This is a genomic window from Lactobacillus sp. X-49 (genome assembly GCF_057063645.1).
In genome coordinates this window covers 35,935-50,875 of record NZ_JBXSQM010000006.1, presented here as the reverse complement: position 1 = coordinate 50,875, position 14,941 = coordinate 35,935, and the positions used below count along the sequence as shown (strand labels likewise).

Here is a 14,941-nt window from a genome sequence, read left to right as displayed (position 1 = left end):
CTTCTTTTTTACTTTTGAATATTTTTAATCGCTTTATTAACAGCTTCCTTAAAAGCAGCACTAGTGGTACTTGCTCCACTAACAGCATCAACATCAGTAGTTTGCTTGTCTAACATTGCTTTAGTTAATACAGGTATAGCCTTACCACCTAAAGAAGGTGTTTCTTTTTGTTGCAAAGTTTCAATATTAATTAATCGATTGTCATCAGCTGTCACCCGTACAACAATTGGAACATCATTAATACCATTCTCACTAATTCCAATTCCCTGGTTTTCGCCCGCTTCATAATCAGTTGTTGTTGCATGTGCATCCGATTTAAGATCAGGATTTTGAGAAGCACCCGTTATAACATCAACTTCTTCAATTTTGCGTTTAGGCCAAGCTGCATTTTCACCAGCAATTTTCCCAGAGATCAGCAAATCAGCAATACTATTTGCTCCAACATATTTTGTAGCAAATATATCTCCTAGTTCTCCTGCCTCATATAAATGTGGAATTACATTGTTTTGCATATCAAGAACTTCACACTTTTCATTGCGCTTTGCACCACCATGTGTATGCAAAATATTATGTCTAATGGCAATGGCATAATATGGTCCATTGCTGAAAGCACGCATAGTGTCAATGTGACGATTCAAGAACATATCACGCTTTTTGTTCTCAGTAAGGTAGTTAAAATCAGCAACTGCCTCAGCTAATTTAGGAGCTGTAATTTTTTCTGCCAATTCTTTAATTGAATCTGCCTTAACTGCATATGAAATCAATTGCTTAATTTGGTCGGATTTGTCAGATTCATCACTTGACAGTTGATCATACTGCTTTTGATCCATAATAATATGCGGATGATTTTGGTTAGGAAGCATAATCCAGTTACCATGGTTATACTTATAGCCGTGTCTGTCTTCTTCATCTTCGCGGTAATAACGGGTACCATCATCACCAGCTATAAAAATACTGCCGTTAAATAGACTCTTCCAATTAATCATATATGCAAATTTTTCTCTTGGTTCACCCCTATTAAGAGAAAAGCCATGCGAATCATAGTTTGACATATGCCACAGGCGAGCACCCGCTTCAATTGCAAGGTCGATTCCCTTTCCTTGATTATATAGGGTACCAATCGGTGCTAGTGAACCCTGTCCCAAAAAGTTTTGTACCATATTCTGATTATTTTCAAAACCACCACATGATAAAACAACGCCATTTCTAGCAGCAACATTTCTAATCACATCGTTATGCTTAATTTGCACTCCTAGAATAGTTTTATTTACAGGATCTTGAATAAGATGTTCTGCTGGGCTTGAAAACCAAATATCAATTTTATCTAAGCGTTCATAAACTTTTTTGCGCAATAATTTCCAAAAACCGCCATTATACATCCCAGCAGTCATACTTTGGGAACGCATTGTTTCTGCATGTTTATATTCCGGATACTCACCCTTAGGTCTTCGACCAGTATATTGTGCTTCAATTCCAAAATACTTCTGCGAATATTCTTTCATTTTCATAACATTATTGACGAACGCATCTAAATCTCTGGGATCATATTTGAAAGGATAATATGTTTGTTTGTAGTAATCCCTTAGATCATTAAAGTTGTCACTCCAAGCAAAAGCACCACCAGCATAACGTGTGTTACCACCTTCATGGCCCTCTGGCGCAGAATCAATTAGTAAAACGTGAGCATTTTGATCAGCTGCAAATCTTGCAGCTCCAGCTCCAGCACCACCAAATCCGACAACAATTACATCATAGACAGCGTCCCATTTAAGAGTTGAGTCGTAGATCAAATTAATTACCATCACTTTCTTATTAAAAATTCCTATCACAAAAAATATAACCGTTAAAGTAGGTTTAGTCGAACTAATTTTTTAAATAAAAATAATAACTCTAGTTAAATAATTCCTTGTGCTGCAAGACTCTATTGCAATTTTTGATATTATTTAATATAATTCAAAAATATATACTTATAAATATTTTTTATTTACTTTAGGACTTATTATGAATGAAAAAGACTTGTTATATTTTTGCAAACTAGTTGAAACTGGAAGTTATACTACAACTGCTAATTACTTTAAAGTTACCCAACCAACAATTTCAATGGCAATTAAACGTCTAGCTGATAAGTTTGATGATCCGCTTCTCTTACAAAAGAACCGTAAAAGCAAGATTACCTTGACTGATGCAGGAGATTTACTTTATCAAAAAGCTAAAATTTTATTGCATCAAATTGCCAGTATTGACTACGATGTAAGGCATGCGAGTGATAAAAAAATTCGGCTGGCCTTTTCTGGTGAAGCAGGTAATTATTATATTGCTGATATTATTCAAAAATTCTATCAAGCCCATATAACCAACTTAATTGATGTTAATATAAAACGCTCTGCAGATGCTTTTGCCGATTTAACTAATGGAGATGTGGATGTTGCTATCTATTCATGGATGGTTCCTATTAATGACCCTGAATATTTTATTCATAACCTTCAGCGGACAGAGTTGGTACTGATTACGAGTCAAAATCACCCATGGCACAATGTTCATGAAATTAAAGCTGCGGATTTACGTTGCTGCAAATTTATTGCTCGTAAACGTGGATATTTAACTCGAGAATGCCTAGAACAGGAAGCAAAACTGGGTGACTTTTCCCCTAATATTGTTTACACTTCCCCAACAATGAAGTTAATGATTGATCTAGTCAAAAGAAACGTTGGCACTGCACTTGTAATGGAAAGTAGTGTTAAAGAAGAGAATGGTGTTCACATTATTCACTTAAAATCAGGGCAACGACTCTGGGCCTATATGCAAATTGCTATGAGGAAAAGTTTTGTTCCCAACAAATATCAACGAGCGGGAATTGAGATCTTAAGAAATTTTCGTCCAAAAAATAAGTGAACATATTTAAAAAGGCAGCAACGTCTAAATGTTGCTGTCTTTGTTTATCTTTATTTGAATAGAATGATTGCCATTTTTATTGGGCAATGATTTGCGCACTCTTGGCATCAAGATCTGTCCACTTGAGATATCGCGTTTCTGAAATTGCTACAAACTTAGTTTTCTTTATTTCTTTAGTTGCTAAAACTATAACCTTTCGGCCCTTAGGAATATAGTATTTCTGATTAATAACGCCCTTGCTGCTATAAATACGAGCATTACGCTTCACTTTATAACTTACTGCCTTAAAAGGCACAACATTTGTTGCCAAGATGTACTGCTTTTTCTTATTTTTGGCATTAGTGATGAATCTAAGGTAGTTTTCACCTTTTCGGTTATTAAAACCATTAATATAAACAACGGTTCCCTTTTTTAATTTTTTATTCTTAATTTTCTTAAAATCTTGATTATAAATTACACTGTTTTTAGTAACCTTAACATAGCGGTTAATTAAAGTTAGTGCATTTGCATTGTTCTCAGTTGGTTTCTTACCAGTTTCATTTTGATTTCCATTGGGCCGATTGGTATCAGTAGTTTGGCTTTTCGCAATATTTTGGTCTGTAGTTAAAGCATTGGTTTCCTTAGCCAAGACAGGTGTTACCATACCTAGGTTCAATAGAGTAGCACCTATTATACTTAACAAAATTTTTTTAGTCACTATTATCCCTCATTACTAATTAAAATCTATTTACTTTAATTTTACTACATTCCTGAATAGATATCTGCTCTGAACTAAGTTAAATTAATTTTACGTTAGCAACAGGATTGCTATATACTGATTAAGATGGCTTAGAGTATATTGAGATGTATTTTAGGAGGTTAAAATGGCAAATCCCACAAATAAGCCAATTGAAATTTTAGTAACAATTGATCAGAATTACATAAAACCACTTGAAGTAATGCTATATTCCCTAAAAATTAATAGTTTTACAGACAAATTCAGGATTTGGTTAATTCACGACAATATTGCAGATAAAAAATTAGTTGCATTGACAACTTTTGCGCAGAAAATTGGTATTGAAATTCAACCAATAGCAATGGCATTAAATATTTCTTTCCCGGATTCACTTCTTAATTTACATGACTATCCTAAAGAAATGTACTTTAGACTACTATCAAGTCAAATTCTTCCTTCAGATTTACACCGCATTATTTATCTTGATCCAGATATTTTAGTAATCAATACACTTCGTCCACTATGGGAGCTTGATCTTCAGGGCAAAATGTTTGCTGCTGCTGTCCATGAAGGATTAACTGATATTATGAGTTCAATAAATCAACTACGACTTGGTACGACAACTGATTATTTTAATTCTGGTATTATGCTAATGGATTTAGATCAAATGCGTGCAAAAGTTAATCTGGAGGACATTTCTAAGGCAATTGCCAAGCATCATGACACCTTAATTTTACCCGATCAAGATATTCTAAATTATCTATACGGTGAAGAGATTTTAAAAATACCTGAAACTCAATGGAATTATGATGCTCGCTACTATTCAGTATATCTTGCACGAAGTACAGGTAAAATTAATACTGAATGGGTTATGAGTAATACAGCAATTTTACATTTTTGTGGTAAATCGAAGCCCTGGCAAAAAGAAAATCATTCTCGCTTTAAAGCGCTTTACCTCAACTACCTACATTTAACTGCTCGAATTAAAGATTACCAAAAATAAATATAACATTTAGCTTTTTTCTATTGAAGGACGCAATAACTGTGATAAAATAATAAAAGTTAGAAATATTAAGCTATACCATGATTCAAATGTATTTTTATAAGAAATACATTTGAAAATTGGATGTGCTTTGTATAATAAGTTTTATAGAAAAGAGAAGGAAATATGGCTTCAATCAATAAATCTGAACTTACTAAAGAAGTTGCAGCAAAGACTGAACTCAAGCAAAAGGAGACCGAACAAGTCATCGATGCCTTAATCGAAACAATTAAGGAAAATTTGGCTAAAGGTGAAAAAGTTCAAATCATCGGTTTTGGATCATTTGAAGTTCGTGATCGTGCAGAAAGAAAAGGTCGGAACCCACAAACTGGTAAGACTTTAACTATACCTGCTACAAAAGTTCCTGCTTTTAAGCCAGGTAAGGCTTTGAAAGATGCAGTTAAATAAGTAATCTAGTTAAAACAAAAAACAACGGGATTATCTCCCGTTGTTTTTTGTTTAGCGTTTTTGATGATTTAACTTCTTGGCAAAAAAATCGCCAACTATTTGAACTATAAAAATCAAAATTACCACAAGAGCAGTTGCAATAAATGTCACATCATTATTAAAACGATTGTAGCCATATGAAATTGCCGTATTTCCTAACCCGCCAGCACCAATGGCTCCAGCCATTGCCGTTAAACCGATTAAACTAATGATTGTTACGGTTGAAACGCGAATCAGTTCAGAACGTGCTTCATTTAAGTAAACATTGAAAATTATATCCCATATAGTTGCTCCTAAACTTTCTGCAGCTTCAATTTTTCCTTGATCAACACTTTCTAAAGCAACCTGAACCTGCCGAGCATAAAAAGGAAAAACACCTAAAGTTAAAGGTACTAATGCAGCATTTATTCCAATTTGGGTCCCAACAATTTTTTGCGTTACTGGTGCAATAAAAGCGAGTAAAATAATGAAAGGAATTGCCCGAAAAATAGAAACAACTTTATCACAAAGATTAAATAAAAATTGGTTTGGCCGAATTCCTTCTCTTTTTGTTAAAACTAAGATAATTCCAAAAATTATGCCAAGAATACCACCAAAAATGCCTGACCAGAAAGTCATAAACAAAGTTTGACCGATACTTGTCGCCCAACCAGTATCACCTAGCCAGCCAAGTTCAACGACGTTAGGAAAAGCCCTGCTAAACCAATTAATCATACAAATTCCCCTTTTCATTTAACCGCGTAACTGCCACTTTTGCCTCTTCTAAAAAGCGAATCGTTTCCTGCTGTTTATCTTTATTCCCTTTTACTAGAACAAGAAGTGTCCCAATTGGTTCTCCATTTAAAAGTTCAACATTACCGTATAACATGCTTACTTCAACACCAATTTTACGGTAAAGGTCAATGACAATTGTTTTGGTAACATTATCCATATTATAAACCAGTTGGTAAATGGCCTCATTTTCAGTTAATTTATCTAATTTAAGTGATTGCAGGATGCTAATTACTTCACCTGAACCGCCAACAAAATTTTGGGTTAATTCAGTTTGAGGATGAAGAACAACGTCACGCAGTGATCCTTTTTCAATTATTTCTCCTCGCTGCATTAAGGCAACTTGGTCACAAACCTGTTTGACAGCGCTCATTTCATGAGTAATTAAGACAATCGTTAAGTTTAACTCATCCTTTAATCTTTTTAATAAAGTTAAAATTTGTTGAGTATTTTGCGGATCTAGTGCACTAGTTGCTTCATCTGAAATCAATATATCTGGTTCATTAGCAAGAGCTCGAGCTATTGCAACACGTTGCTGTTGACCACCGGAAAGTTGAGCAGGAAAGAAGTCAGCCTTGTCTTTTAAATCGACTAAATCAAGCAGCTTTAACGATTTAGCTGTTATTTCTTTTTCTTTAAGACCTGAATGTTTTAATGCAAAAGCAATATTTTCAATCACACTAGTCTCATTTAATAAATTAAAATTTTGAAAAATCATTCCAATTTTTCTACGTGCCAGTTGTAGCTGCTTAGTTTCGATTACTTGTTTTCCATTTTTTACAAAGTCAGTTCCATTTACTCTGACATTACCTGCAGTTGGTTTTTGCAAAAGATTAATTGTTCTAACCAAAGTTGACTTACCTGCACCAGAAAAGCCTACTATGCCATAAATACTTCCTTTTTCAACTGTTAAGCTAACGTCATGCACAGCATGAACTGTGTCTTTATCCCGATCAGAAAAATCAACGTTGACATGCTCTAACTCGATAATCCCCATAAAAATTCGCTCCGTTCACTAAAACTTGATGTCCCACGCAGGCTGAGTCATATTACCATAGTACTTCTTGATTAAGCGTTTAGTTTCAGCTGTTTGATATGCTTTAACCACTGCCTGGTAATCCTTGTTATTTTCTTGACCTTTTTTCGCACAAATAATGTTTACCCATTGGAGTGAATCTTTATTTAAAGGTTCAATAAAGATTGTTTGCTTTTCTCCTAAACCAGCAGGACCCGCAAAATCGTTATTAACAACAGCAGCATCGACTGAATTAATTACCCGACCACATTGATCAGCACTAATTTCTTTAATTTTTAAATTTTGTGGATTTTTAATGATATCCGCAACCGTAACTAGTGCCTTATTGGGACGTAATTTAATTAAGCCAGCATTCTTTAACACTAATAATGAACGAGATTCATTAGTGGCGTCATTAGGAACAGCAATTGTTGCTCCCTTAGGTAATTCATTCAACTTATGATATTTTTTTGAATATAATCTGATTGGATTAACCTCTGTTCGACCAATTGCTACAACACCACCATGATTAGATTTATTCCATGCCTTTAAGAAGGCATAATGCTGAAATGAATTCAAATCGATATCACCGTTTTTTACTGCTTTATTGGGTTGATTATAATCCGTAAAATTCTTAATCTTAATTGTTACCCCGTACTTCTTTTTAGCAAGAGCAGCGGCATGATTCCAAATATCTTGTTTTGCTTTAGTTTCACTAACAATTCCTACTGTGACAATATGACTTTTCTTTGACTGATTAGTGTTACTACTGCTACGTCCAAAACTAAACCAACCGCCAACAGCAATAAGCAAAATAACTACAGTACCAATAATAATATTCCTACTCTTTTTCGTCATTTTAAAACCTCCAAAAACAAAAAAAGCACTTATCCTATCATAAGGACGAGTGCTTCGTGTTACCACCTTTAAATTCATTTATTACTCACGTAATAAATCTCATTAGCTATCAACCAATAGCTTGCAAGGATAACGGATGCAATTCCGCCACTAGCTAAATATCACTAGTAGTCATCATTTCAAGCCCATGTTCACCATTAACCACCAACCGATTCTCACCACAATATCGGCTCTCTTTATTAGTAAATAGAATAGTTACTCTGCTTTTCAAGATGTATTAATTATTTAATTGTTTATTAATTTAGCACTTAAAATATGAGCTGTCAACTATTTTCTTAAAATTACTACTTGCGTTGATAAGTTAAGAAATCATAATAATAAGTATTATTTGCATCTGGTTGATGAGCAACGCTTTTGATTAAAACAAACTTGTCATAATCAATTTGTGGCATTGTAACGTTCCCAATAAAATTAGCTTTTATAACCGTTTTTCTAAATAATCAACTTGTGAAATTAAAGCTTGAAAAACTGACCGCCCTCCAATAACATAGTTTTTTTCATTTTTATGACATTTTAGCCATGAGTTTAACTCGGTAAGTGAAGAAACAATCTCAACTTGGCTATTTCTTTGATATTTTTGAACCAACTTTTGATTCTTTGTTAGGATAACATGATGTCGCTTGGGTAAAATATTTGGTAAACTGGTAAAAGTTTTTCGGCCCATAATTATTGAATGCCCCATTGTTAATTCCTTAAAATGTTTCAAATCAGCAGGCAAATACCATGGTAATTGACCATTAAAACCAATTTGATGTGACAGATCTTCGGCCCAAATATAAGTAAGCATAATTTCACCTCCCTTTAATTATAAAAGCTATTTAGAATAAATTACTTAAGACATGCTTTTTCTATTTAAAATTGCTATAGTAAATATATGGCAAAAGATAAGGAGAATGATATGACTAAGAAAGCAGATCAACAAACCGAAAAAAATTTCAATAAAATGAAGGTAACTGAAGCAGATTTGGTAAGAGATTTGCAAGCCGTAGTAAAAGATCCGAGCCAAATCGGTAAATTAAGCGATGAAATTTTTCAGAATCATCAAAAATGGTTAAAAACAATTATGCCTAATTATACACCTGAAATTCATTTGGCAATTGTCAACTCCTATGAAAAAGATAAACGATACCAATCCTATTATGATGATAAGGCTGGTAAAGGTGCAACTAAAGCTTTAATTAAAATTGTTAATGAACATTTAGCAAGTTAACCTTGGTAGTTGATATCAATATTAAAAAGCGTCCCTTAATTTAGGAACGCTTTTTAATATTATCTATTTATGTTTATCAAATATCAGTGAAACCAATGAATATGCTTATCTGTAAACGCTAATAAGTCATTACTTAAATATAAAATATAAGTAATAAACAATGTTAAGTTTGCATCACCTTGAAAAGCTGTAACTCCCCATAAAATAATTGACATAATACCCTGAATTGTCCAGAAATAATATTGTTCCCGAAAGCGCATTGTACATAGTAATGACCCAGTAATCCCGATTGCTCCTGCAGTAGCATCAATCCATGGACGAGGACTAATAAAGATTTGGGTGTCCATATAATAAAGCATGCTAGTTACAATAGCAAAGAAAATAGCCGTCAATAACCATTGCAAAAGTCCCATCCCTCGAATACTTTTTTCTGTTTCTTGCTTCCAGACTGGTAGAAGTAATACGGGCAAATCAAGAAGTATAATGTATGACGCTTGTAAAACAATATTGGCATAATTTCTTGCGTAAATAGAAATAATTATATAGATAATTGCTGATAATAATCCTAGAACTCCATTTATTTGCTTAGCATTTGTAATTGCCAAGGTACAAGTAAATCCCATAATTGCGGCAATCATAGTAATCACTGCAAGAATATTAAGCGGCGAGGAAATTGTCGTTCCAATAATAATCCCAATACCAAGCATAAGTAGCATGTATGTCTTAAAACTCCATCCACGCAACTGATTTATATACCATTTAAGCCGAAAAATATCAGTATTAAGCTGTAGTTTCATAGTTTGATCCAACCTATTTTAAAATTTATGCCAAGAGCACTTTTTCATCATATCATTAACAAACATAATTTAAAAATATTATGACTAATATTCAGCTGATTTTAAAGTTGGTCAATCTACTTGTTCATATGCTAATTTTTCGTTTTCATAGGTTAATAATTTGTCATCAAAGTGGTCAATCTTATAATTTAAATAATTAATTGTCTTTTGTAATTCTTTAGCTTGCATTTGTAACTGCTGTCTTTGACTTATTAACATTTGCTTACGCAGCTTAGAAGGTGATTGCTTATGAAATTCAGAAACAAATTTTTTTAATTCCCGAATAGACATTCCTGCTTGACGCAGAGCTTTAAGATAAAAAATCCAGTTTTTATCATTGTCACTATATATCCTATACCCCTACTGATTGCGATGAATTTTAGGGAGCAAACCGATTTTTTCCCAGTAACGTAAAGTATCTTTTGTTAATTCAAATTCTTGACTAATTTCATTTATGTTTAGTTGTTTATTCACTTTGTTCATTCCAATCATTAATTCTTTGAACTTGAGCAGGATCTCGATGATTGAAAATGAATTGTCTTCGGGATAACCATAATATCCCATTGAATCAATTAGCATAATACTACCTGGTCAGTCTACTTCTTAATTTATAGAAAGAATACTCCTTAATATGCACTCCAAGGCAACTTTTAAGTTAAAAGCAACAAATTAGTAAGTTCAGTATAAATAACAGTTTAAATTAAATTAATTTATTATGCTAATAATCATAATTTCAATTTCTTTCATTCAAATTAACGACAAATTAATGCGATTTGTTTTAAAAGCAATTAAAAAATAGTGTCTTTCATCAGTGAAAAACACTATCTCTTTTAATTAATAATTATAGTATAACTTAACTTTTATTTGTTTTCAGCTTTCTTAGTTACTTTTTTAACGTTTTTCTTAACATTCTTTTTGACGTTTTTAGCAGCTTTCTTAGCCTTTGCTAAGGTCTTTTTACCTTGCTTAGAAACAACTTTTTTGCTATCTGCTGGGTGATCAGTTGGAACATCTGGCAATGGGTTAACAATCTTACCTTGTTGTTCTTTTTCAACAACCGGTGTTAACCAATTAATTTCCGCAGTTAAATTATCACGGTACTTTTTAGTGTAACTAGCTTTGTTATTGGTAAAGTGCTTCAAAGTATCTTTATATAAATTTAAACGCTTTAAGTTAGATAATTTTGCGCCTTTCTTTACAGCAACATTGTAATACCGATTAGCCCGCTTATGAGCTTTTGACCATTTAGCATTGACTTTGATTGGCTTTAATTTCGGCTCCTCAGTCTTTTTTTCATCTTGTTTTGGTTTTTGTACGTTTGTTGTAGCATCTGCCTTGTTACCATCTTTACCAGTCTTAGCTTCCTTATCCGGAGCTTTAACCTCATTCTTTTGTCCGTTATCAGCAACTTTATTTGTTGAAGTTGGATTTGTTTCTGCTGCCAATGTAACAGCTGATTGACTAACTACAGGAGCAATCGAGGTTACTCCAGCAATTGCTAATTCAATAATTTTTTTATTTAATTTCATAGTTTATTTACCTTTCTTAACTAATGTAACCCTTATTATAATGACTATTGATCATTAAGTAAACCTATTATGCAAATTAATTATCAAAATATAATTATATATACTAGTATAATTTAGTGTGAAACCGAGCTCTTTCTACATTAATACCCAAAATAACGCTGCTATCTCAATCAGCAAATTGAATATTTAACAATAATGATCTTTTTAAAGGTTAAATTATTTCTTTTATTCCTTTTTTACCGTGCGAAAGTAACAAAAAAGCTTGTAATCCTAGATATCACAAGCTTTATAAAAGTATTTAAGGAGAGTACAGGCGTTAATTATAACTTTTTATATAAATTATTGTGTAAAAAAATTGGTTTAAAGGTATTTAATGCCTTTAAATAAATTAAAGCAGATGAACTTGGATACCTTTTTGGATACCTTACTATTTTTTCAGTTCTGCTCTACGTTGCTCAATGTATTCTTGCATGGTGTCTAGGTCTTCTTCAGTGGCGTTTTTTAAAATAAAATTTTTAGCAGTTGAGCGTTTATTTAAATAGCGCTTGCGCTCTTTATTTTTGCTATCCCACTTTCGATTGGCTTTTTCTCGCGCTTCACTTAATTTGCCCATTTGATCACCCCTACAATCGCTATAATTATTACTACCGCAATTATAACTGTTTTAATGATCGTTTTGGGCCTCAAGTCTATTTTTGTCTTGATTGTCCAGTTGCCTTTTTGTTTTTTAAAATTATATACTTTGTTCATTGCTATTTTCCTTTTCCTATTATACTTACTTTAGAATGCAACAAAGATGGGCTTGGCCCTCACCTCCTTACATATATAATACACTATAGAGCGTACATTGTAAACTATATTGATAATTAATTTAATTTTTTTGCAAAAAAAAATAAGCACCCTAGGAATACCCTAGAGTGCTTATTTATATTTTTCAAAAAAACGCTTTTTCGGCATGTTCATAGCCAATTTTGCTATGTAATTTGCAAAAATAGCTGTTTTTGCTATTTTACTTCGTCAGTTTTATGTTTAGCCCACTAAAACCTTTCTTTAAGTCTTTAGCGAACTTTGCCTTAGTAATACCTAGCTTAGATAAGTACCCCCACGGGTCAGTGTGATTGGTATTACTGTACCCATGCTGAACTAACCAAGCGTGAGTTTTAATACCTTTAGGCTTGCCATCGTCAAGTGTCAGCGGAATATTATACTTTTTAGCGGCCCACCTCAGCCAGTTAACATAGTGCTTATAGGCCTTCATTGCCCGCTTGTGGTTGGTAAACTCGCACAGCTCAATCTGTACTGGGGCCATACTGTTAGCCGGCATACCTGCGCCCCAGGCGTCATAGCCCAGTGAACCGACCTGGTAAATGTTTTTATCGTCTATCACTAGATGAACATAGGTTTGACTGGCATGGATTCCTGTTTTCATGTTGTGTGCTACCGCCCACGCCTCCCCATTAGGTGTCGCTGTTGAGTGGGCCACAATAAAGTTTTTACTAGCAACGTGTGAACTACCTTCATTAGCACTGAGTGCGTATTTATATTTACGTTTCATTATTTAGCCGCTTCCTTATCTGTAGTTATCTCTCCATTAGAGTTAATATTTGCTACTGACTTACCGTTCGCTAAAAAAGTTAATCCAGTAGCTTGTTTCAGTTTTTCATTATTGAGTTTGGCCACTTCTTTTTCGGCAAACGCCCTAATTGCTTCTTCGATCTCTGGCGTAATGTTGATCTTGTGATTCCGCAGGATATTGCAGACGCTCGTAATGACAATGTCCATCTTCTTGGTACCGTCACTGCCAGTGGTTTCTGCCTCATGGACAAAGGCCGCTGCCAGGTCTGGAATCTGGGCAATCCACTTGTTCTTAATGGTATGGTTAAGACTGTAGAGCTTAACTGCCGAGTAGGCAATAATTGCCAGTACAATCAAAGCGTAGTAACCCATGTCTAGCATTTCTTTAATGTTCATATTTTCCTCCATCAAAAAAGAGCACCAACCTAGTGCCCTTTTATTTTTTCTAGTTTCTTTTTTAGATTTTCGTTTTCTTTCTCTACCTTAAGTCGGCGATCCCTCTCAATGTGGTAATACTCCCGAAAATCGTCCCGCTCGTTTTTCAAAGCCTCAATAATTGCATCGTAGTCTGCTCTGTGTGTCTTGTGTGACACCGCTAAGGCAGTGGCAATCGCTCCGACAAAGACGCCAAGCACCTGAATCATGTTTGACCAACTTTGCAAATTGCCACCTCCTTAACTCTTGTATGCCGACCTGACAATCAGTGCGAAAATAATAAAATCGCCGATAACTGTGTGGGCCATTGCCATTTGCCCGGTAAAGACGGCATGCACCATTTGTGTTAATGCAAGCATGCAAATAACAGACCCACATAGGATTAATAATACATGCTGCCAGGACTTGCTTTTATTGCCTGTTAAAGCAAATAAAAGCAGCCCTAGGCCCAACGCCAAAATAGTAATATCTAGCCGCTGGTCATTTAAAGTTTTCACTAATTCAGGTGGCCAAAAAAAATAATTTCGGTCAAACCAGAGGGATGCACCAATTGCAATAATTGATATACCTGCTAGCGTTTGTTCGAAATTATTGTTAACATTATTTAGCAGTCGTTGCCACATAATCTTTACCCATAATTTCTCGATAGTTATCAGGATGTGGTCTGTAGTAGTATATTTCCATTTTTTAACTCTCCTTATTTTTAAATGTATCGTGTAATTAAATAGTTTTCTGGGTCAATTTCAAATAGCTGAAGATATTGACCATAACCAGCTAAGCAACTCAGCACATAGTATGTTTTCGCTCTATCCAAATCGTTATACTGATCAACTAATTTACCCCCATAAAGTGTGCAAAGTTGATCAACCGTGCCTTGATATACAGTTCCTGAAGCTAGTGTAAAAGAATATTCTTTAGCCATGATATAGTTTCCACTATCATCAGTGTTGCGTACAACTCTAAAACCGCCCAGTGTGGCATTCATGTTTAGTGCATGATAACTAGCCCCTTGTGGGACATAATAGCAATTGCTTAGCTTTCTGAATCTTTCTCCCCCAATAATTAGGTTATTCATTTCCTTACCATTTAACAGCATGAAGGCACCTCCTCCACACTGAACTGATGATATAGTTTAAGGTAAATAGAAGCCCTATATACCCCCCCAGTTGGGATTGTGCCGACTATTTTGCCTTCGCCGAGTTGAGCTGTGATATCACTCCACTTAACCCAAAATGCGCCCTCTGAAAAGTCCGTACGTCCAGTAGCATAGTCGCATTGTAAAACGCCATTTAGCAAAGCATATTTTTCATTTTTATAAACCAAAAAAGCGGGAATCGATACTGCGTGTTCCCACTTAATCGTTGTTTTTGTAAAACCTGCTCGCCGCAACTTAAAGAAAAACCAATCGGATTCCCCAGAAGTAGACGTCAATTCATACCAGTCAGTATCAGTTAAAACATCACCTTTTTCAAATTTGTATATTGGTATTCCACTTGAATAAACTTTACCCCCAATAATGAGATTGTTAACTTCTTTTCCATTTAGTAGCATTCGAT

At 34.2% G+C, this 14,941-nt stretch carries 18 protein-coding genes, 2 pseudogenes and 1 other annotated feature; of the genes and pseudogenes, 4 read left to right on the top strand and 16 right to left on the bottom strand.

The features are described 5' to 3' along the window. Nucleotides 1-8: 8 nt before the first annotated feature. The gene (locus tag ACYIAQ_RS04410; RefSeq protein WP_483562651.1) at nt 9-1,802 is read right to left on the bottom strand and encodes an FAD-binding protein; all 1,794 of its coding nucleotides are present in this window, start codon (nt 1,800-1,802) and stop codon (nt 9-11) included. 199 nt (nt 1,803-2,001) lie between these two features. Here ACYIAQ_RS04410 and ACYIAQ_RS04405 point away from each other — a divergent pair, with 199 nt between their 5' ends. Continuing rightward, nucleotides 2,002-2,892 carry a LysR family transcriptional regulator gene (locus tag ACYIAQ_RS04405; protein WP_122018286.1) on the top strand — a complete coding sequence of 297 codons (891 nt, stop codon included), beginning with the start codon at nt 2,002-2,004 and terminating at the stop codon, nt 2,890-2,892. Between the two features lie 76 nt (nt 2,893-2,968). Here the strand turns inward: ACYIAQ_RS04405 and ACYIAQ_RS04400 are convergent, their stop codons facing one another. Further along, complete coding sequence (locus ACYIAQ_RS04400) at nt 2,969-3,589, bottom strand: hypothetical protein (protein ID WP_483562650.1); 621 nt, start codon at nt 3,587-3,589, stop codon at nt 2,969-2,971. A gap of 166 nt (nt 3,590-3,755) precedes the next feature. On the opposite strand from ACYIAQ_RS04400, the gene ACYIAQ_RS04395 reads away from it, so the two are divergent. Both ACYIAQ_RS04395 and ACYIAQ_RS04390 read left to right on the top strand, forming a co-directional pair. Then, on the top strand, nt 3,756-4,610 hold the full coding sequence (locus ACYIAQ_RS04395; protein ID WP_483562649.1) for a glycosyltransferase family 8 protein: 855 nt from the start codon (nt 3,756-3,758) through the stop codon (nt 4,608-4,610). A gap of 165 nt (nt 4,611-4,775) precedes the next feature. Continuing rightward, nucleotides 4,776-5,057 (top strand): HU family DNA-binding protein, encoded by a 282-nt coding sequence (locus tag ACYIAQ_RS04390; protein ID WP_122018289.1) that lies wholly within the window; start codon nt 4,776-4,778, stop codon nt 5,055-5,057. 51 nt (nt 5,058-5,108) lie between these two features. Here ACYIAQ_RS04390 and ACYIAQ_RS04385 read toward each other — a convergent pair whose 3' ends face one another. The 4 genes and pseudogenes from ACYIAQ_RS04385 to ACYIAQ_RS04370 form a co-directional block, all read right to left on the bottom strand. After that, nucleotides 5,109-5,810, bottom strand: a complete 702-nt coding sequence (locus ACYIAQ_RS04385) for a methionine ABC transporter permease (protein WP_122018290.1) — start codon at nt 5,808-5,810, stop codon at nt 5,109-5,111. After that, a complete protein-coding gene (locus ACYIAQ_RS04380) occupies nt 5,803-6,864 on the bottom strand; it encodes a methionine ABC transporter ATP-binding protein (protein WP_483562648.1) in 1,062 nt (353 codons plus the stop codon). Before ACYIAQ_RS04380 ends, ACYIAQ_RS04385 begins: the two co-directional genes overlap by 8 nt. An 18-nt stretch (nt 6,865-6,882) precedes the next feature. Further along, complete coding sequence (locus ACYIAQ_RS04375; protein ID WP_483562647.1) at nt 6,883-7,740, bottom strand: MetQ/NlpA family ABC transporter substrate-binding protein; 858 nt, start codon at nt 7,738-7,740, stop codon at nt 6,883-6,885. Between the two features lie 38 nt (nt 7,741-7,778). Next, nucleotides 7,779-8,020: a binding site (T-box leader), on the bottom strand. A gap of 64 nt (nt 8,021-8,084) precedes the next feature. Then, a pseudogene (locus ACYIAQ_RS04370) lies at nt 8,085-8,587 on the bottom strand (dihydrofolate reductase). Between the two features lie 87 nt (nt 8,588-8,674). Between ACYIAQ_RS04370 and ACYIAQ_RS04365 the strand changes: the two are divergent. Then, nucleotides 8,675-9,010 carry a TipAS antibiotic-recognition domain-containing protein gene (locus tag ACYIAQ_RS04365; protein WP_483562646.1) on the top strand — a complete coding sequence of 112 codons (336 nt, stop codon included), beginning with the start codon at nt 8,675-8,677 and terminating at the stop codon, nt 9,008-9,010. A gap of 83 nt (nt 9,011-9,093) precedes the next feature. Here the strand turns inward: ACYIAQ_RS04365 and pnuC are convergent, their stop codons facing one another. From pnuC to ACYIAQ_RS04315, 10 genes and pseudogenes are all read right to left on the bottom strand, one after another. Further along, a complete protein-coding gene (gene pnuC, locus ACYIAQ_RS04360; RefSeq protein WP_483562645.1) occupies nt 9,094-9,807 on the bottom strand; it encodes a nicotinamide riboside transporter PnuC in 714 nt (237 codons plus the stop codon). 111 nt (nt 9,808-9,918) lie between these two features. Beyond that, nucleotides 9,919-10,329: pseudogene (locus ACYIAQ_RS04355) on the bottom strand (MerR family transcriptional regulator). A 377-nt stretch (nt 10,330-10,706) separates the two neighbouring features. After that, nucleotides 10,707-11,375, bottom strand: a complete 669-nt coding sequence (locus ACYIAQ_RS04350; RefSeq protein WP_483562644.1) for a hypothetical protein — start codon at nt 11,373-11,375, stop codon at nt 10,707-10,709. Nucleotides 11,376-11,802: 427 nt separating this feature from the next. Beyond that, nucleotides 11,803-11,988: a hypothetical protein gene (locus ACYIAQ_RS04345; protein WP_483562643.1), complete on the bottom strand. Its 186-nt coding sequence runs from the start codon at nt 11,986-11,988 to the stop codon at nt 11,803-11,805. A 396-nt stretch (nt 11,989-12,384) separates the two neighbouring features. Then, nucleotides 12,385-12,930, bottom strand: coding sequence for an N-acetylmuramoyl-L-alanine amidase (locus tag ACYIAQ_RS04340; protein ID WP_483562642.1), 546 nt, complete (start codon nt 12,928-12,930; stop codon nt 12,385-12,387). After that, entirely contained in the window at nt 12,930-13,346 is a 417-nt protein-coding gene (locus tag ACYIAQ_RS04335; protein WP_483562641.1) for a phage holin, LLH family, read from the bottom strand. The genes ACYIAQ_RS04340 and ACYIAQ_RS04335 overlap by 1 nt, the downstream gene beginning before the upstream one ends. 29 nt (nt 13,347-13,375) lie before the next feature. Then, nucleotides 13,376-13,612 carry a hypothetical protein gene (locus ACYIAQ_RS04330; RefSeq protein ID WP_483562640.1) on the bottom strand — a complete coding sequence of 79 codons (237 nt, stop codon included), beginning with the start codon at nt 13,610-13,612 and terminating at the stop codon, nt 13,376-13,378. Between the two features lie 12 nt (nt 13,613-13,624). Next, on the bottom strand, nt 13,625-14,008 hold the full coding sequence (locus ACYIAQ_RS04325) for a hypothetical protein (RefSeq protein WP_483562639.1): 384 nt from the start codon (nt 14,006-14,008) through the stop codon (nt 13,625-13,627). Between the two features lie 80 nt (nt 14,009-14,088). Beyond that, the gene (locus tag ACYIAQ_RS04320; protein ID WP_483562638.1) at nt 14,089-14,481 is read right to left on the bottom strand and encodes a hypothetical protein; all 393 of its coding nucleotides are present in this window, start codon (nt 14,479-14,481) and stop codon (nt 14,089-14,091) included. Next, nucleotides 14,472-14,936: a hypothetical protein gene (locus tag ACYIAQ_RS04315; protein WP_483564039.1), complete on the bottom strand. Its 465-nt coding sequence runs from the start codon at nt 14,934-14,936 to the stop codon at nt 14,472-14,474. The genes ACYIAQ_RS04320 and ACYIAQ_RS04315 overlap by 10 nt, the downstream gene beginning before the upstream one ends. Nucleotides 14,937-14,941 lie beyond the last annotated feature (5 nt).